This window comes from Streptomyces sp. NPDC107559, from assembly GCF_055657365.1.
The window spans coordinates 176,474-195,043 of sequence record NZ_JBVKBD010000012.1 but is presented as its reverse complement, the minus strand read 5'-3'; the positions used below and the strand labels follow the sequence as shown (position 1 = coordinate 195,043).

General features: G+C 71.7%; 14 protein-coding genes. 9 read left to right on the top strand and 5 right to left on the bottom strand.

Annotated elements, in window-relative coordinates; translation table 11 throughout:
• The first annotated feature begins 119 nt into the window (after positions 1–119).
• Positions 120–1,166, top strand: coding sequence for a C40 family peptidase (locus tag ACZ7OY_RS30755; RefSeq protein WP_471914436.1), 1,047 nt, complete (start codon positions 120–122; stop codon positions 1,164–1,166).
• A 102-nt stretch (positions 1,167–1,268) separates the two neighbouring features.
• On the opposite strand, the gene ACZ7OY_RS30750 is transcribed toward ACZ7OY_RS30755, so the two are convergent.
• Together ACZ7OY_RS30750 and ACZ7OY_RS30745 are read right to left on the bottom strand one after the other, a co-directional pair.
• Complete coding sequence (locus ACZ7OY_RS30750) at positions 1,269–3,005, bottom strand: hypothetical protein (RefSeq protein WP_471914435.1); 1,737 nt, start codon at positions 3,003–3,005, stop codon at positions 1,269–1,271.
• 73 nt (positions 3,006–3,078) lie between these two features.
• Entirely contained in the window at positions 3,079–4,278 is a 1,200-nt protein-coding gene (locus ACZ7OY_RS30745; protein ID WP_471914434.1) for a hypothetical protein, read from the bottom strand.
• Between the two features lie 153 nt (positions 4,279–4,431).
• Here ACZ7OY_RS30745 and ACZ7OY_RS30740 point away from each other — a divergent pair, with 153 nt between their 5' ends.
• The 4 genes from ACZ7OY_RS30740 to ACZ7OY_RS30725 all read left to right on the top strand — a co-directional run bounded on the left by ACZ7OY_RS30740 (position 4,432) and on the right by ACZ7OY_RS30725 (position 10,953).
• Positions 4,432–4,938 carry a DUF4913 domain-containing protein gene (locus tag ACZ7OY_RS30740; protein WP_471914433.1) on the top strand — a complete coding sequence of 169 codons (507 nt, stop codon included), beginning with the start codon at positions 4,432–4,434 and terminating at the stop codon, positions 4,936–4,938.
• A 164-nt stretch (positions 4,939–5,102) separates the two neighbouring features.
• Positions 5,103–6,512, top strand: coding sequence for a hypothetical protein (locus ACZ7OY_RS30735; RefSeq protein ID WP_471914432.1), 1,410 nt, complete (start codon positions 5,103–5,105; stop codon positions 6,510–6,512).
• 93 nt (positions 6,513–6,605) lie between these two features.
• Positions 6,606–9,872, top strand: a complete 3,267-nt coding sequence (locus tag ACZ7OY_RS30730) for an AfsR/SARP family transcriptional regulator (protein WP_471914431.1) — start codon at positions 6,606–6,608, stop codon at positions 9,870–9,872.
• A gap of 604 nt (positions 9,873–10,476) precedes the next feature.
• The gene (locus ACZ7OY_RS30725) at positions 10,477–10,953 is read left to right on the top strand and encodes a hypothetical protein (protein ID WP_351618145.1); all 477 of its coding nucleotides are present in this window, start codon (positions 10,477–10,479) and stop codon (positions 10,951–10,953) included.
• 204 nt (positions 10,954–11,157) lie between these two features.
• Here the strand turns inward: ACZ7OY_RS30725 and ACZ7OY_RS30720 are convergent, their stop codons facing one another.
• Positions 11,158–11,811: a dihydrofolate reductase family protein gene (locus ACZ7OY_RS30720; RefSeq protein ID WP_471914430.1), complete on the bottom strand. Its 654-nt coding sequence runs from the start codon at positions 11,809–11,811 to the stop codon at positions 11,158–11,160.
• An 85-nt stretch (positions 11,812–11,896) separates the two neighbouring features.
• On the opposite strand from ACZ7OY_RS30720, the gene ACZ7OY_RS30715 reads away from it, so the two are divergent.
• Positions 11,897–12,187 carry a hypothetical protein gene (locus ACZ7OY_RS30715; RefSeq protein WP_471914429.1) on the top strand — a complete coding sequence of 97 codons (291 nt, stop codon included), beginning with the start codon at positions 11,897–11,899 and terminating at the stop codon, positions 12,185–12,187.
• A gap of 107 nt (positions 12,188–12,294) precedes the next feature.
• Here the strand turns inward: ACZ7OY_RS30715 and ACZ7OY_RS30710 are convergent, their stop codons facing one another.
• A complete protein-coding gene (locus ACZ7OY_RS30710) occupies positions 12,295–13,902 on the bottom strand; it encodes an MDR family MFS transporter (RefSeq protein WP_471914428.1) in 1,608 nt (535 codons plus the stop codon).
• Positions 13,903–14,150: 248 nt separating this feature from the next.
• Between ACZ7OY_RS30710 and ACZ7OY_RS30705 the strand changes: the two genes are divergently transcribed.
• Together ACZ7OY_RS30705 and ACZ7OY_RS30700 are read left to right on the top strand one after the other, a co-directional pair.
• On the top strand, positions 14,151–14,780 hold the full coding sequence (locus tag ACZ7OY_RS30705; protein ID WP_471914427.1) for a TetR/AcrR family transcriptional regulator: 630 nt from the start codon (positions 14,151–14,153) through the stop codon (positions 14,778–14,780).
• Between the two features lie 73 nt (positions 14,781–14,853).
• A complete protein-coding gene (locus ACZ7OY_RS30700) occupies positions 14,854–15,192 on the top strand; it encodes a thioredoxin family protein (protein WP_471914426.1) in 339 nt (112 codons plus the stop codon).
• Positions 15,193–15,263: 71 nt separating this feature from the next.
• On the opposite strand, the gene ACZ7OY_RS30695 is transcribed toward ACZ7OY_RS30700, so the two are convergent.
• Positions 15,264–15,485, bottom strand: a complete 222-nt coding sequence (locus tag ACZ7OY_RS30695) for a DUF7489 domain-containing protein (RefSeq protein WP_351613653.1) — start codon at positions 15,483–15,485, stop codon at positions 15,264–15,266.
• 457 nt (positions 15,486–15,942) lie between these two features.
• Between ACZ7OY_RS30695 and rph the strand changes: the two genes are divergently transcribed.
• Positions 15,943–18,555 carry a rifamycin-inactivating phosphotransferase gene (rph, locus tag ACZ7OY_RS30690; RefSeq protein ID WP_471914486.1) on the top strand — a complete coding sequence of 871 codons (2,613 nt, stop codon included), beginning with the start codon at positions 15,943–15,945 and terminating at the stop codon, positions 18,553–18,555.
• Positions 18,556–18,570 lie beyond the last annotated feature (15 nt).

Here is an 18,570-nt window from a genome sequence, read left to right as displayed (position 1 = left end):
AACGGGCGCCGGACCGGACCGGTTCACACGATCTTGCGGGCTTGAACCGCCGTACGCCGGGCTCCCGTTGTGTGATCGAGGCCGTCACCGCGGCGGCCGCGAAGGGAGCTTCGGACGGCATGAGACGGTCCCCCGGCGCGCACGGCCACCGGACGGCGGCGGCCCTGACCCTGCTGTGCGCCCTGACGGCCACGACGCAGGCGCCCGCGCTCGCGGCGCCCGGCCCCGCCACCCTCGACGAGGTGCGGGTGCAGCTGGACGCGCTCTACCACCAGGCCGAAGTGGCCACCGGGAAGTACGACGCCGCCGACCAGAAGGCCCGCGCACAGCGGAAGAAGGTCGACGTCCTGAACGGCCAGGTGCGGCGGGCGGCACAGCAGCGGGAGCGGCTGACGCGGCTGCTCGGCGCGGCGGCGCGGGCCCAGTACCGCGGCGGCGGACTGCCCGCCGAGCTCCAGTTCGCCCTCTCCTCGGACCCCGAACACGCGCTGGACGACGCGGCGTTGACGCAGCAGGCCCAGCAGGCCACACGGCAGCGGCTGACGGTCCTCGTGGCGGCCCGCGAGGAGCTGCGCAGGCGCACCGACCAGGCCACCGCCGAACTGGAGGACCTGCGGGCCAGCCGCCGCGCCATGGACCAGCACCGCGACACGATCGAGAAGCGCATCGACGCGGCCCGCGCGCTCGAGGCACGGCTGAAGGAGAAGGAGCGGCAGCGCCTGGCCGCGCTGGAGAAGCGGGCCGCCGACAGGGCCCAGGCGCAATGGGTCGGCACCGGGGTCCTCGACCGGATCGGCACCAAGGGGAGCGAGGCGGGCAGGAGGGCCATCGCCTACGCGACACAGCAGCTGGGCAAGCCCTACGTCTGGGGCGCCGAGGGCCCCGACTCCTTCGACTGCTCCGGCCTCACCTCGCAGGCCTGGCTGCACGCCGGAGTCGTCATCCCCCGCACCTCCGAGGAGCAGTGGGCGCGGCTGCCGCACGTCCCCGTCGACCGGATGCGCCCCGGTGACCTCGTCATCTACTTCTCGGACGCCAGCCATGTCGCGCTCTACATAGGCAACGGCAAGATCATCTCGGCCCCGCGCCCCGGACGGTTCGTGTACGTGTCCCCGGCGGGGTCGATGCAGATCCTGGGCGTGGTGCGACCGGACCCGGACGCCTGAGCGGGCCCGCGTTCACCGGCGGACGGACGCGGACGGCACGGCGCCCCTGGCCGGACGGCAACCGTCCGGCCAGGGGCGCCGGCGTGAGCGGGCCGTGGCCCCCTACCTCTTCTTCACCTTCCCGCTGGTGCTGCCGGCGGCGCCACCGGCGCCCGGAGGCTTCCTGCTGCCTCCGAAGAAGAACGCGTTCAGGTGCGGATGATCCTTCTTGTTGACCTTCTTGCCCGACTTCTTGGCGGATTCCTGCTGCCCGGCCGGCTGCTGGGCGTCTGAAGCCCTCCGCGGAGGGGAGTCGCCGGTGTGGGCGTCGACCCGCGTCAGATCGGCGCCCTCGTCACCGTAGGAGCCGGCCGAGCGGGTGCTCGGCGTCGAACGGCTCGTGCGGGTGCGGGTGGGCGGGTTGTAGCTGCTGGGGTCGACGACGGGCGCCGTCGGAAAGTCGAAGGACTGGTCGGCCCCGTAGTCGTCGTAACCGAAGTCGTCGGCCGCCGGGAAGTGGAACGCGTCCAGGGTCTCGCTGAGCGCCGGCATCGGGTGGCTCTCCGAGATCGGCGGCAGGGTGGTGGGCGCGGTGGTGTCGAAGTACCCGGAGGTCGACACGGGCGGGTACACGGTCGGGCCCGAGGACGGGTCCATGTACTGGTCGACGGTCGTGGCCGGCAGTCCGCCGTAACCGGGTGTGGTCGCGTACGACTGCGTCCGGGACAGGCTCGGAGTGGCGACCGCGCTGGAGCCCCGGCGGCCGGGGAAGATGGAATCGGTGTCGCTGCCCCGCTGCTGCTGCTCGGCCTCGATCGCCTCCAGCCTGGACATCAGCGACGCGGCCGAACCCCTGCGCCCGGACGAGGACGCTCGTCCCTGCCCCGAGGTGTTCGTCTGCGTCCTGGACAGGTTCGCGGGGCTCTCGGAGATGTCGGGGCCCGGTCCGTCCGGGTGGGACAGCACGAACTCGACGTCCTGACCGCTGTTGGACCACCTGCGGCGGAAGTTGTCGAGGGTGGTCTGCACACCGGCGCGGTTGCGTTCGATGGCGCGGGCGACGTTCTGGGTGACGAACTCCCGCTGCTGACGCGCGACATACGAGTCGGTCCGGGTCACCTGGGGCAGGTGGTCGAACTCCTGCTGCGAGCGCACGTCGTAGTGACCGACCTGCTCCAGCAGGCCGGTGTCCGAGTTCCTGCGGATCACGTTGACGTGCAGATGGTCGACCTGGCCCTGCTCGATCAGGTCGTTGAGCGCCGGCCACTCCACCGACCGCAGGACGCACTGCTCCGGCAGCCCTTCGAACACCGTGGCCTGGGCGACTCCGCGCGTGCCTCGGGCGAACTCGGGTGACATCTCGCCCCAGAGCTGCCACAACGAGGGGGACCACTCACCGCGCGGGGAGTCGAAGCCGTACGTCAACTGGTCGAACACGCCGGCTCCGACGCCCCCTTCGAGGGTGTCGCCGAGCTGTTCCGCCGGACGCGAGGTCGACTTCACCCAGAAGGCCGTGTTCTCGGCGGACGAGGCCGCCACGTCCCGCCGGGCCTGCGCCAGCTCCGCCGGGTCGGCGCCGCGGTTCTCGGTGGCCCAGGCGGCGGAGACACGAAAGGCGTCCACCGCCCGGAACGCGTCCATGAGTTCGGCCCGCGCGGCGACCGACGCGGCACGGTTCTCCCAGCCGGAGTTCGCGGGCGCATTGCCCGCGCGGATCCACTCGCCCTCCTGCCTCATCACGTCGGTGAAGTTGAGGTAGGCGTTGCGGACCTCGTCCGTGCCCACCGCCGCCCCCCACCGGTCGATCCGGTCCAGGCCCCTTTGCACATCGCGGTTGAACTTGTTCTCGTTCCACGCCATCCGGTCTTTCCTCCTTGCCTCGTGGACGGACGCCGGTGTGCACACACCGGCGCGTTATGGGGGCGCGCCGCCGCTAGCGCCGTCGCCCCGGCCGGGCGGTGTTGCCACCCGGCAGCTGCGCGGACCCCGCCGCGCGCCGCTCCCGGTCGGAACCCTGCGTGGTGCGCCGGGTCGAGCCCGCCGATGGCGGCCGGTGGAGCTCGGCCCCCTGCCCCAGCGGATTGACCGGCAGCGGGGTCACCGCGGGCAGGAACGGGCTCACGGGTGACACGGACGAGCTCACGGGCGGCGCGGGTGCACTCGTGCGTGAGTCGGGGAGGCTCGTACGTGAGTCGGGGGAGCTCGTACGTGAGTCGGGTGCACTCGTACGTGAGTCGGGGAGGCTCGAACGTGAATCGAGTGAGCTCGTGCGTGAGTCGGGGGACGGCAGCGGCGCCGGGACGGACGGGTTGACCGGGGTGACCGGGATGGCCGGAGTGGCCGGGTCCCGCTCCTGGGACGCCGGTCGCTCCATGGAGGCGAGAAAGCGATCCCAGTGGTCGAGGACCGGTTCGTCGACCAGGACGTCCACGCCGCCGCGGTCCCGCGCGTCATTCCGGTCGTGCGCCTCCTCGCGGGCCGGTGCTTCGGAATACGCCGGGGGTCCCTGCGTGAAGTCGGCCGCGTCGCCGCGCTCTTGCGGGTCCGGCCCGGCGGACGGCGCCACCTCCCGCTGATAAGCGTTGTTGGCGAACTCGACGAGGAACGAGTCCCGGCCCTCGGCGACATCCCGGTCGTAGGCCCGCAGCCATCTGTCGTCGGTCCTGATCCTCTCCAGGACCGTGTCCTCGAACGCCCGCCGGTGCTCGGGCGGCAGCTCGCCGACCGCCCGGACCAGCTGGTCGACGGACGAGAACTCCCGGTCCCGGTCCCGCTGCCGCTCCGGGCCGGGCTCCCGCTGCCGTTCCTCCGGCCGTCCGCCCGACTGTCCCCACCCCGCGGGCCCCTCGGACGGCTGCTGCCCGACCGCTCCCGCCGGGCCGTTCGGAAGGTCGTACCCTCCTTCTCCCGCTCCTCCCCCGGACCTGCGGCGGAACCTCCGCCGCATCAGCCGCGCCAGCCTCCGCATCCACTCGGCGAGCAGCCGACGGGTGTCCTCCCAGGCCTGCCGGGCGCGGCCGGAGTGCTCCAGCCTGAGCAGGGCGTCCGACATCCGCTCGACATCGACGGCGGCGGCCGCGGCGGAGACGGACGACCGGCCGGCGTCCCGGGGGCTCGGGCTGAGGTCGGACATGGCGCCCCTCTCGTGGGCCGGAGATGCCGATGGCAGGCACAACGGGTCGTGCGGGGCGCCCGGTTCAACCGGCCGTTGAACCGCCCCCCGGCGTGGGCGCGTTACGTCCTCACCCCGGCCGGAACCGAGCAGCGAAGAATGGACGTGCCGACCATGACCACCGAGACACCCGCGGCCCCCGCCACCGCACCCGAGCACCACCGCGACGAACCGGCCACCGAAGCCCGGGCTCCCGGGAACCAGGACGCGCCCGCCCCCGAACCGGAGGCGCCCGCCCCACCGCGGTTCATCCTGTATCTCCAGGGACCCGAGTACGGGCAGACGCTGCGTCGGCTGACCCTGTGGGTGCACAACGTGCTGCTCCCGGTGTACGGCCGCGAGGTCACCTCCACCGCCCCCTGGTGTTCCCGCTGGTGGGACCACCATGAGGCGGTGGCGCAGCTGCACGCCCTGTGGCTGGCCTGGGGGGAACTGACCGGCCCCGACGGGGGACACACCGGGCCGGCCGCCTGGCACCGGGATTTCCTGGGCCCGGTGATGGCCACCCTGCGCGACCCCCAGGGCCCGTTCGCGGGCTGCAAGCCCGGCGGTCACCGGGCCAAGGAAGCCCCGCCGGTGGACGCCAGGGACCCGTTCGGTCCGCGTCCCGGCGTGGCCTGAACGGAACGGGCCCGCCCGCCGGATCGAACCGCTCGGCGGCCGGGCCCGTTCCTGCCTCCCGTCGACCGCCCAACGCTGTTGATCCCGATCGACCCCACGGAGCTTGAACCGCGGCCGGACGCCTCCCGTTGTAGTGGCATCCGGAACGCCAGGAAAGGAAGGGCATGAGCCGGAACGAAGAGACGGACGACCCGAAGGTGCTCTCGGTGGTCATCGCCGCCGACGGCTCCGCCGCCATCGACGGCGTGCCCGTGCCGATGACGGCGGGAGCCGCTGTCGACGAGGTGATCCTCGACGCGTTGCACGACCACGCGCGCCGACGGAACTCGCCTGTCACTGCGGCCATTTCCGATCCGGCCGTGGCGGACGTGACCTATGTCGAGGTCGCCCCCGACGGTTCGAGCAGGATCGTGGAACGGCCACCCGCGCCGGGACCGGCGGCGATCGAAGCGCCGGTCGAGGCGATGGCGGAGCCCGTCGTGGCCGGCGTCGGGCGCAACGACGTACCGCCCGGGGGCGAAGGCACGGACGAGCACACGGACGACGGCGAGGACGAGAGCGAGGGCGAGGGCGAGGGCGAGGGCGAGGGCCAGAACGTAGACCGAGGCGCGTATCCGCAGCCGTCGCCTGCGGCCCGGCGCACCCCCGTGCCCGGCTCCCTCCTACGACGCCCGAGTACCGCCGAGGGGAGGACACCGCGTCAGTCGGACGACGAGTACCGGTCGGCGGGTCTGCTGCACCGGCCGCTGATCGTCGGGCCGGTGGCCCTCGGTGTGGCCGCGCTCGTCATCGTGCCGCTCGTGATCACGGGCGGCGGATCGGACGACGGCGGACAGCAGAACACCGCCGCAGGCGCGAGCGCCGAGCCGAGCCGTTCGCGTACCGGCCACGACCCGGCGGGCGGCGGTACGACGCCGACAGCGACCGACTCCGCGACGCCCGACCCGACGCCGTCCGCGACCAGTACGCCGCCGAAGGCCAAGGACAAGCCGAAGCACACCTCGCCCGGCGGCGCGGCCGGGGCCACCGCCACCGTGACCGTGCGGCCCCCGAAGGCCACGGCGACCGTGACCGCCGCGCCCGCGAAGGAGACCGCCGCCACCGTCGTGAACCGGCTCGCCGCGAACGACCCCGGGCGGCACATCTGCTACCGCGCCTACGTCTCCGGAAAGGGCTGGCAGAAGCCCGTGTGCGACGGCACGGTGGCCGGTACGACGGGACAGAGCCGAACGATCAAGGCACTGGACATCGCGGTGCGCGGGACCGGCGGCGTGGCCGCCAACGCCTTTGTGCACAACCCGGCCTCGACCGACGGGAAGGGCGTCTGGAAGCCGCACTGGACGCCCAACACCGCCGACGGCAAGGACATCTACATCGGCAGCACCGCCAAGGGCGCCCCGGCCATGCTGGGTTACGCCATCAACATCGGCAGCGGCAGCCAGGTCTGCCAGACCGCCCATGTCCACAACATCGGCTGGAACCCGACGGGTTGTGTCGGGCCACGCCCCGCGTACATCTTCGGCGGCACCCTCGACAACCGCCTCTGGCTGGAGGCGGTCAAGTTCACGGTCTGATCCGTGCCGGGCACGTATCTCGACGGTCACCGGTCGTAAACAGTTCATGACTGACACCTCCTTGACACAGGCGGTGTCACTAAAGTCCGAACCGTGAACGGAACGAACACATCCTCCTTACGATTCGCCGTACTTGGTCCGGTACGGGCCTGGCGCGACGGCCGGGAACTCGACCTGGGCTCGCCGCAGCAGCGGGTCGTGCTGGCCGCGCTGCTGCTGCGCCGGGGGCGGGCCGTCACCCTCGCCGAACTCGTCGACGCCGTCTGGGGGATGGAGCCACCGACGGCCGCCGTGTCCGTGCTGCGTACCTATGTCTCTCGCCTGCGCAAGACGCTGGAGCCCGACCGCGACCCGGACGTCCCGCCGCGGACGATCGTCTCGGTGGGGGACGGATACCGGGCCGAGGTACCGGAGGACGCTCTCGACCTGGCCGCGTTCGAACGCCAAGTGGCGGACGCGTCGCGGGCGTCCGCCGCAGGCGACACGGCCGCCGCCGCGGTCCTGCTGCACCGCGCCCTCGACGGGTGGCGGGGCATGGCGCTGGCCGGACTGTCCGGTCCGCTGGCCGAGGCAGAGCGCTCCCGGCTGGCCGAGGAGCGGCTGAACGTGCTGGAGCGGCGCCTGGACCTCGACGTCCGGCTCGGCCGCCACGGCCGGGTGGTCTCGGAACTGATGTCGCTGACGGTCGAGTTCCCGCTGCGCGAGGAGCTGTGCCGGCTGCATGTGCTGGCCCTGTACCGGTGCGGGAGGCAGGCCGAGGCGCTGGCGGCCTACCGCAGGACCCGCACGACGCTGGTGAACGAGTTGGGCATCGAGCCCGGCGCTCCCCTGCGGGACCTGCACGCGCGCATCCTGGCGTCCGACCCGTCCTTGGCCGCCACGCCGACACCGGTCCCCGCACCGACGGTCTCCGCTCAGGCGCCGATCTCCACCCCGACGCCCGCCTCCGCTCAGGGACCGGTCTCCACCCCGACGCCTGCCGCCGCCCGGAGGTCGCTCACCGCCCCGGCGGAGGTCCCAGCTCAGACACCGGTCGCTCCCCCGACGCCCGCCTCCGCTCAGGCGCCGATCTCCACCCCAACGCCCGCCTCCGCTCAGAGGTCGCTCCCCGCTCCGGCCCCGGGCGCCGCCACCGCCGCTGATGCCGGGCCGCGGCACCCCGCGGACTCGCCGGCCCTGGCGCCGCCCGCGAGGGGCGTCCCGCACGGCAGGGCGGCCTCCGCCGGATCCGCGGACACCCCGGGCTCGGCGCGAAGCGCCACCCGTGAGGACCCCGGGCCCACCGGCCCCTCCCCCGCCGAGACCGCCCGACAGCCCGCCGCCCGGCCGGCCTTCTCGCCGCGCCTGGCCCAACTCCCCGCCGATCTCCCGTCCTTCATCGGGCGGCGGGCCGAACTGGAGCGGGCCCGGGAGCTGCTGCCCCTCGACGGGAGCGCTCCCGCCACGGTGCTGATCAGTGCGATCGGCGGCATGGCGGGCGTCGGCAAGACCACACTGGCGGTGCATCTGGCCCACCAGGTCGCCGCCCACTTCCCCGACGGACAGCTCTGCATCAATCTGCACGGCTTCGGCCCGAGCGGCTCGGTCACGCCTCCGGTCGAGGCCGTCCGTGTCCTGCTGGACGGCCTCGGCGTCCCCCCGCAGCGGATCCCTGCCGGGCTGGAGGCCCAGACGGCGCTCTACCGCAGTGTGCTCGCCGAGCGGCGGGTGCTGATCCTCCTCGACAACGCCCGCGACAGCGAGCAGGTCCGCCCGCTGCTGCCGGGTTCGCCTGGCTGTCTCGTCATCGTCACCAGCCGCAACCAGCTCACCGGCCTGGTCGCGGGCGAGGGAGCGCAGCCGCTGACGCTGAACCAGCTGACGCCCGCCGAGGCCCACGAGTTCCTGGCGCGCCGGCTCGGACCCGGGCGGCTGGCGAAGGAGACCGAGGCGGTGCGGGAGATCGTCGCGCGGTGCGCCCAACTGCCGCTGGCCCTCGCCGTGGTGGCCGCTCGCGCGGCCACCCACCCGGACTTCCCGCTCAGTGCCATCGCCGAGGAACTCCGGGACAGCCACGGCAGCCTGGACGCGTTCACGGGGGACGACAGCATCGACGTACGGACGGTCTTCTCGTCGTCGTACGAAGCCCTGTCCGCGCCGGCCGCGCGCCTGTTCCGCCTGCTGAGCCTGCACACCGGCCCGGACATCTCCACGTCCGCCGCGGCCGCCCTGGCCGGGCTCGCCCCGCGGGAGGCGCGTGGCCCGCTCGTCGAGCTGACCCGCGCCCACCTGCTCACCGAGCACTTCCCCGGCCGCTACACCCTGCACGACCTGCTGCGCGTGTACGCCGCCGAGCGCGTCCAGGCCGAGGAGAGCCCGCGGGACCGGGAAGCGGCGGTGGAGCGGCTGCTCACCTGGTATCTGCACACCGCTGACGCCGCTTACGCCCTGATCACCCCGAAGCGCAGCCGGATCCCGCTCGAACCCCCGGTGGCCCCCTGCCGGCCCCTGTCGTTCACCACCCACGACCAGGCCCTGGACTGGTGCGAGACCGAACGGCCCAATCTGGTCGTCGCGGTCCAGCAGGCCGCCGCGTCCAAGCTGACGGGCATCGCCTGGCGGCTGCCCGCCGTGCTGTGGGGGTTCTTCTACCTGCGCAGCCATCTCAGCGACTGGGCCAACACCACCCGCACGGCGCTGTCCGCCGCCCGCGCCGCCGATGACCGTCCCGGCGAGGCGCGGGCCCTGGGCGACCTGGCCGCGGCGCTGCGCAGCGCCGGCCGCTATGACGAGGCGATCGACCACTACCACCGGGCGATGACCATCCACCGCGAGCTCGCTGACGCGGAGGGCAGACGGCGGGCCGTGGGCAACCTGGGCGATGCCTATCTGCACGCCGGTCAGTTCGCCAAGGCCGTCGAGTACAGCCGCCGGGGTTTGGCGCTGGACCGCAAGGTCGGTGACCTCTGGGGTGAGGGCATCGCGCTGAGCAACCTGGGCGACGCCTACCAACGGCTCGGCCGGTACGACGATGCCGTCCGCTGTCTGGAGCAGGCGCTGACCGTGCTGCGCACCGGCGGCAACCGGTGGGTCGAGGGGGTCGCCCTCGACGTGCTCGGCACGGTCCACCATCGGCTGGGTGCCCATGACCGCGCGGTCGACCACTACGAGCAGGCCCTCGCGACCCACCGGGACATCGGGAACCGGTGGGGTGAGGGCGACACCCTGGGTCATCTCGGCGACGTTCAGCTGGCCGCGGGCGACGCGGCGGCGGCCGACGGCAGCTGGCGCCAGGCCCTGGCGATCTTCGCGGAGTTCGAGCACCCGGACGCCGAGAAGATCGAGGAGAAGCTGAACTCGCTGCGGCTCACGGCCCGGTAGCCCCGACCGGTTCGAACCCCGGGGGCAGCGGCAGCAGGGGCAGCAGCGCGGAGGGCGGCGGGGCCGCGGGAGGTTCCGGGGCAGGACCGGCGGGCTGCGTTCGCTGTCCGGGTCGCGACGCGGGGTCTTCCGCGTCCGGCCCGCTCCTGCGCCGGCTCATGAGACCGCGCGGCCCCAGCCGCGGACGATCGTGCGAGGCCGAACGGTACGGGGCGGAACGGCCGGACGGTTCCGGTGACGCGAACGACGATGTGGACATGGGGATCCTCCCCGGCTCGACGGCCGGCCACCGAGACCGGTCACGACCGCACAACGGCTCCCGTGGGCTGGGCGGTTCACCGTCGACCCGGACCTCCCCGATCTCGACCCCGAGGGAGGCGGCACCCGTTCACCGAGGGACAGGCAGCACAACTACGGTTGCCTGCAAGGGCGTTCACGCGATCGGCCAAATTTCAACCTTGTGGGCCCGTGCCGCTCGCGCATCAATGGGAGCCAGGATCCGACGGTCCGTCAGATCCGGCGCCCCGCGGTGTGACCGCACCCACCCGGACGGGGTCACCACTTCCACATGGCATTCCCACGTAACGGGAAGGAAGCCCGATCCATGAAACGATTAGCCTCAGGTGCGGCACTCACGGCCGGCATCCTGGCCGCCACGGCGCTGGCCTTCGCACCCTCCGCATCCGCCGCCGTCACCCCCGGTTCGGCCACCATCACCGCGAGCTGCGGCCTCTTCGGCGGCGGCGCGGCCACACTGACCGCGACCCAGGTCAGCAGCACCTCGGCCACCATCACCCTCAGCTCCACCGGCATCACCACCCCGCTCGCCCTCTCGGCGAACTCCATCAACTCCACGCTCACCATGACCAACTCCACGGGTGCCAACCGGGTCTTCAGCGGCACCGTGAACCCGGCCATGCCTGCGGGCGGGGCGGTCACCGTCGGCCCGCTCCCCGGCACCGTGGCCGTCGGCGACAGCCTGGACTTCTACAAGGGCTCGCTGAAGATGGTCATCTTCGGCATCACCGTGACCTGTACGTCGAGCGCCGCCCAGTCGCCAGGGCCCTTCGTCTTCAGCTGAGCCGACTGCGGGTAGAGCACTTCGTTCGTTCCTGATGCCGTGGGGACCTGCGGACTTGACGGTCCGCGAGGTTCCCGCGGCATCCCAGGACTGCCGGCGGGCCGTGGACAGGCGGCCTCCCGGCCGTCCCGGCACAGGGCTGGCCGGCCGTCCCGGCACAGGCCGCCCGGCCGTCCCGGCACAGGGGCGGCCGGCGTGCTCCGGTCACCTCCGCCAGTAGAGGTGATGCTCGACGCCGCTCGCGCTGGGCACGGCCTCGTGATGGAACCGGTCGTCCAGGTCGTCGGGCGAGTCCCAGAGCCGGAGCCCGGAGCCGAGTTCCACCGGTGCGACCGCGATGTGGAGGGTGTCGACCAGGTCGGCGTCCAGGAACTGCCGGACGGTGGTGACCCCGCCGCCCAGTCGGACGTCCTGGCCCTGCGCCGCCTCCTTCGCCAGTTCGAGAATCGTTTTCGGGGCGCCCTCGACGAAGTGGAAGGTGGTGTCGGCGAGCGTGAACGACGGGCGGCTGTGGTGGGTCATGACGAACACCGGGGTGCGGAACGGGGGTTCGTCACCCCACCAGCCCTGCCAGTCGTGGTCCTGCCAGGGCCCGCGCTGGGGGCCGAACTTGTTGCGCCCCATGATCTCGGCGCCGATGTTGCGGGGAAAGTCCCGGGTGAAGTAGTCGTCCAGTCCGCGGCTGCCGCCGGGGTCGGTCCGGTTGGGCCAGCTGGCCGTGGCGCCGGCCCAGGAGAAGAGCCGCTCGGGCCGGGGCAGGCCGAAGGGTTCCTCCAGGCTCTGGGCCTCACCGGGACCGGCCGCGATCCCGTCGCGCGAGACGCAGAAGTTCATCACTCTCAGTAGCTGGTCTGCCATGTTTCCTCGTTCGGTTCCTGGCCCGTCCCTCGTACGGCGACGGGCCCCACATCAGGACGTCGAACGAGGCGTTGCCGGATCGACAGTGCCCGGCAACTCTTCCCGGAAGTTCCCGCCCGAACGCCGCCGCGGCGGTGCCGTCACCCGTTCCGGTCTCCGGCCCACCCGGCTGGTCCGGGACTTGTTCCGGCCGAGGGCCGACAGGCTCGCGCCGTCGATGCGGGCGGCCTCGATCAGTGCCGTGTGGATACCGCGGAAGAACCGGATCCCCGGCCCCGGCCGGCCCGGTGCAGTCCCCGCCGAAGCCGAGTTCGTCGCCGCCTGCTCCGGCACGACGCTTCCGCCCGAGGTGAAGAAGCTGATCGACGGCTCATGACGCCGGGAACCCGGGACGGATGTCCGGCCGGGGCGGTGGGCAGGCAGAAAGCAGTCCGGGGCGGTCCGTCGAAGGACCGCCCCGGACTGTTCGGGTTACGTGGTGGATCAGCCCGCGGACGCCGGGGCGGGGGTGTTCTGGTCGGTGTCCTCGGGAGCCGCGCCGGGCTTGGCGGCGGAGTCGAAGCCGCGCAGCGGGACGTGGCGGATGAAGACGGCGATGAGCAGTCCGGCGGCGGCCACGGCCGCGCCCCAGGCGAAGACCATGCCGACGCCGTCCGTGACACCCTGCTGGAACACGTGCTGCACCGTCTCCGGCAGGCTCTTCAGGGCCTGCGGGGTCATCTGGGCGACCGAGAACTGGCCGCCGGACGCGCCGGCCGCGGGGTCCATGTGGGAGGTGACGCTGTCGGTGAGCTTGGTGGCGTAGAGCGAGCCCAGCAGGGAGACGCCGACGGAGCCGCCCATGTTGCGCAGGAAGGTCGCGGCACCGGTGGCGGCGCCTATGTCACGCAGCGGGGCGTTGTTCTGGGCGATGAGCATCGTGCTCTGCATCAGGCAGCCCATACCGGCGCCGAGCACGACCATGTACAGCGAGGTGGTGGCGCTGGTGGTGTCGATGTCCATGGTGGCGAACAGCGCCAGACCGATGGCCATCAGGACGGTGCCGGCGATCGGCAGGGCGCGGTAGCGACCGGTGCGGCTGATCACGGCACCGCCGGCCAGCGACACGGCCATCGACGACAGCATCATCGGCATGAGCAGCAGACCGCTGTTGGTGGCGGAGGAGCCCTGGACGAACTGCTGGAACTGCGGCAGGAAGGTCACCCCGCCGAACATGGCGAAGCCGACGATGAAGCTGAGAGCACCGGCGAGCGAGAAGTTGCGGTTGTTGAAGACCGCGAGCGGCATGATCGGCTCGGCGGCGCGGCGCTCGACGATCACGAAGGCGGCGAAGGCCAGCACGGTCGCCACGGCCAGCCCGATGATCGTGGCCGAGCCCCACTCGTACTCGTTGCCGCCCCAGCTGGTGATCAGGACGAGGGTGCTGATCCAGGTGGTGAGCAGGGCCGCGCCGGTCCAGTCGATGCGCGCCTTGCCGGTGCCGCGGGACAGCTTGGCCAGGGTGAACCAGCACACTGCGAGGGCGCCGATGCCCAGCGGCAGGTTGACGTAGAAGGCCCAGCGCCAGTTCAGGTGGTCGGTGATGAAGCCGCCGGCCAGCGGGCCGCCGATCATGGCGACGGGCATGACGGCCATCAGTACGCCCTGGTACTTGCCGCGCTCGCGCGGCGGCACGATCTCGGCCATGACCGCCATCACGCCGACCATCAGGCCACCGGCGCCCAGGCCCTGCAGGGCGCGGAAGCCGACCAGCTCGCCCATGTTCTGCGACATGCCGCAGAGCACGGAGCCGATGAGGAAGATCACGATCGACGAGAGGAAGGTCACCCGACGGCCGAGGAGGTCGCCGAGCTTGCCCCAGATCGGCGTGGCGGCGGTCGACGCCAGGATGTAGCCGGTGGTCACCCACGCCAGGTGGTTCAGCCCGCCCAGGTCACCCACGATGGTGGGCAGCGCGGGGGCGACGATCATGTTGTCGAGCATGGCCAGCAGCATCGCGATGACCAGGCCGCTCATTGTCACCATGATCTCACGGTGGGTGAACCTGGGCGGCGCCTCCTCCTCGGCGGTCTTCGTTGCTGTCGACTCCATGGCACTGCCTCTCTTCGAACGGTCACTGCAAAGGCTGCGAGCAGCCCACGCCAAAGGGCGGCCCGGTCCACAGGGGTGCGGACGGCGGGACCGCCGGAATAGGGGGGATCTGCTCCAGGCGCGGCCCGCGTACGGCGAGGCCGAAGCGGAGTTCGATGGATGCTCCACTTACCTGTCGTTAAGTAAACTACTTGCCGGACGGTAAGCTTGCAAGCGGAACCCCCGGGGACGAGAGAGAGCGGACATCCATGGCGGCAGGCGCAGGGCACCGGCGAGGCAGTGACACCAAGGCCGAAATCCGCAACGTGGCCATGGAACTGTTCACCGAGCAGGGGTACGAAGCCACCTCACTGCGGGAGATCGCCGAGCGGCTGGGGGTCACCAAGGCGGCCCTCTACTACCACTTCACCAGCAAAGAGGACATCGTCGTCTCGCTCTTCGCCGAGCACCTGGCCACCTTCGACGAACTGATCGCCTGGGCCCGGACCCAGACCCCGGGACCGCAACTGCTTGCACAGGCCATCGACCGGATGGTCGACATGGCGTCCGAGCGGGGATCCCGGATGGTGCGGTTCGCCCTCGCCAACCAGCGTGTGATCAAGGACCTGCACCCCGGTCACCAGAGCGTCCACGAGCGCATGAACACCCTGTGCGACGCGCTCACCGGCCCGGACGCGTCCGTCGAGGAGGCGCTGCGGATCCGCATGGCCCTGCTCAGCGTCAATTTCACCTACTTCGCAGCCCAAGGGCTCGACGCCTCCGACGCCGAGATCACCGCCGCCGCCCGGAACATCGCCCACCTGCTGAACCCCGTAGCCGACGTCTCGACGGAAGCCGCCCCGGTCACGCCGCCGGTCGCCGGGGCTCCGGTCAGGTGATCTCCGCGCCGTGCCTGTACCGACGTACCGGATGATGGGGGCGGCATGACGGAGCACGAGGTCAGGAGCGTTCATGGTGAAGCGGGTTCACCAACCCCGCGAGGACGCGGAGTTCGATTTCATCCTCAGGATGAGCACGACCCCGGTCCTCGCCTACTTCACCGGGGCATGGCCCAAGGCGATCGAGCCTTCGCGGGCGATGGACCTCGTCATGGGTGACATCGCCGAGGCGTACGCGGGCCGTCTGACGGTCGTCCGCACCGACATCACGCGCTGCCCGCTCACGACCGGCCGGTACGGGATCACCGGAGCGCCGTCCTACGTCCTGCTCCGGGAAGGGGAGACGGTGGCGCAGGGTACGGGGCTCATGACCGTCGCCGAAGCAGGGCAGTTCCTCGACGACCGCCTCTGAGCGGCCACCGGCACCGCGGCCGCGACGCCCGCTGGTCCGGCACGTCGGCCCACCGAATACCGAGTGGTGGATCACGCCTTGGCCGGGCCGCTCCCCGGCTCCTTGACGATGCGATCGCCGACCGCGATCGACTTCCACAGCCCACGGTCGACGCGCACCTTCATGAACTGGCCGTCCGCACGTCTCACCTTGACGAAGTGGTACATGTTCGCGCCGTCGAGCATGCCTCGTGACTTGTCCTCGACGATGCCTTCCCAGGCGTCGTCCGGTCCTGGTTTGTGTGATTTGAACATGCCGCAAGCCTACGAAGACCGTCAGGCCTGGTGCAGTGTCGAGAAGCACGAACACCGCAGTACGGATGTCACACGAGGTGCCGTGCAGAAGTCCTGAGCAACGCGACGACGACGGTGCTCGGAACTCGCGCGAGAGATCCGCGCGGAAACTGCCGGTCGATTCGGACCGCACATGGCAAAGGCAAGGAGAGCCCTCTCCTTGCCTGTCTCAACTTATAGCGCACCGGGGGGCTTGCCGCAAGGCCCCGGTCGTGGCGCAGAATCGTCGGCCTGTGCCGCGACCAGCGGGTGCGGGCGTGCGCGCCGCCCGACCGGCGGAGCGGCCGGACGAGTCGTCGGCGGGAAGGCAAGCAGGGATGAGGACGTGCTCGACAAGGGGTTCGACAAGGTGGGAGGCGCCCGTGATGCGATCAGCAGTCGCAGTGCGGCGGCGCACGGCCGCCGTGGAGGTGTCGCGGTGACCGAGCAGCTCAGGCAGTACGTCTCGGATCTCCACGAGGTCGACGAGACGCAGGTCGCGGTCGTCGGCGGCAAGGGCGCGCAGTTGGGCGGGCTGGCGCGGATCGAGGGCGTCGCCGTACCGGACGGCTTCTGCGTGACGACGGACGCGTTTCGGCGGGTCATGGCGCAAGCGCCGTCGGTCGACGGACTGCTCGACGAGTTGTCCCGCGTGGACCCGGACGACCGGGAGGCGCTCCGGACGCTCAGCGCACGGATCCGCCGGGACATCGAGGAAATCGCCGTCCCCGGTGATCTCGCGGCGGAGATCACCGGCGCGCTCGCCCGGTTCGGTGAGCGGGACGCGTACGCCGTCCGGTCCAGCGCGACGGCCGAGGACCTGCCCACGGCCTCCTTCGCCGGCCAACAGGACACGTATCTGAACGTCGTGGGGCCGGCGGAGGTTCTCCGGCACGTCAGCCGATGCTGGGCCTCGCTGTTCACGGAGCGGGCCGTGACCTATCGCCGGCGCATCGGCATCGACGACCGTACGGTCCGCATGGCGGTGGTCGTGCAGCGGATGGTCGTACCCGAAGCGTCCGGGATCCTGTTCACGGCCGATCCGGTCACGGGCAACCGGAAGGTCGCCACCGTGGACGCCGGCTTCGGCCTCGGCGAGGCCCTGGTCTCGGGCCTGGTGAACCCGGACGTCTTCAAGGTGCGCGACGGCGAGATCGTCGACAGGACGATCTCCGCCAAGCACCTTGCCGTGCAGGCCGATCCGGCCGGCGGTACACGGGAAGTGACGGTCGAGGCGCAGCGGCAGGAGCGGCCGGCGCTGACGGATGCGCAGGTCGTGCGGCTCGTGCGGCTCGGGCGGCGGATCGAGGCGCACTTCGGGCGTCCGCAGGACATCGAATGGTGTCTGGTCGACGACGGTTTCCGGATCGTGCAGAGCCGGCCGATCACCACGCTGTTCCCCGTCCCCGAGAGCGCGGACCAGGAGAATCACCTCTACGTCTCCGTCGGTCACCAGCAGATGATGACCGACCCCATGAAGCCGCTGGGCCTGTCCATGTGGCGGCTGACGGCCATGGTGGCGATGCACGAGGCGGGCGGGAGGCTGTTCGTCGACGTCGCCCCGCGTCTTGCCTCACCCGCGAGCCGCGCCGCCCTGCTGGACGTCATGGGCCGAGGGGATCCGCTGGTGCGCGACGCTCTGGAGACGGTCCTCGGGCACGAGGATCTCGCCCCTTCCGCCCTGGACGCGGCCCCCGGCGTGCCGTCGGCCGGCGAGGCGCCCACCCCGCCCGAGGCCGATCCGGCGATCGTCTCCGAGCTGATCGAACGCAGCCGCGCGTCCGTCGCGGCCCTGGAAGACGGCATCCGGTCCAAGACCGGACCGGCGCTGTTCGACTTCCTGCTGGAGGCCTTCGAGGAGCACAAGCGGGTCCTCGGTGACCCGCTGAACATCCAGGCGATCATGGCGGGGATGGAGGCCACCTGGTGGCTCAACGACACGCTGTGGGAGTGGCTGGGCGAGAAGAACGCGGCCGACACGCTGACGCTGTCCGCACCGGACAACATCACGTCGGAGATGGGACTGGAACTGCTCGACGTCGCGGACGTGATCCGGCCGCATTCGGAGGTGGTGACCTTCCTTCAGGGCGTCGGTGTCGAGGACGAGGGCTTCCTGGACGACCTGGTGAAGTTCCCGGGCGGGGCGGAGGCGCGCGACGCGATCGAGGGATACCTCGACCGGTACGGCATGCGCTGTGTCGGCGAGATCGACATCACGCGGCCACGGTGGAGCGAGCACCCCACCACGCTCGTGCCGGTGATCCTCGACAACGTCAGGAACTTCGAGCCGGGCGCCGCCGGGCGCCGGTTCGAGGAGGGACGGCAGCGGGCCGCGCGCAAGGAACAGGAGGTGCTGGCGCGGCTGCGGGCCCTGCCGGACGGGGACCGCAGGGCCGACGCGACCAAGCGGATGATCGACCAGGTCAGGGCGTTCGCCGGGTACCGGGAGTATCCGAAGTACGGCATCGTCTGCCGCACTTTCGTCTACAAGCGGGCCCTGCTGGAGGAGGCCGGGCGGCTCGTGCGGGTCGGTGTGCTCGCCGAGAAGGAGGACGTCTTCTACCTCACGTTCGAGGAGTTCCACGACGTCGTACGCACGAACCGGGTGGACGACCGGCTGGTGCGTCGACGCAAGGAGGATTTCCGCTCGTACCAGGCGCTCACGCCGCCGCGGGTGCTGACCTCGGACGGTGAGGCCGTCATGGGGTCCTACCGGCGCGACGACGTGCCGGACGGGGCGCTGGTCGGCCTGCCCGTCTCCGCCGGGACCGTCGAAGGCAGGGCCCGGGTCGTCCTCGACATGGCGGAGGCCGACCTCGAAGCGGGCGACATCCTGGTCACGTCGTTCACGGACCCCAGCTGGTCGCCGCTGTTCGTCGCCGTCGCGGGCCTGGTGACGGAGGTGGGCGGTCTGATGACCCATGGGGCGGTCATCGCCCGCGAGTACGGCCTGCCGGCCGTCGTGGGCGTGCATGGGGCCACCCGGCTGATCCGGGACGGGCAGCGCATCCGCGTGCACGGCACCGACGGGTACATCGAGATCCTGTCCTGAACGGCCGCGGCAGCA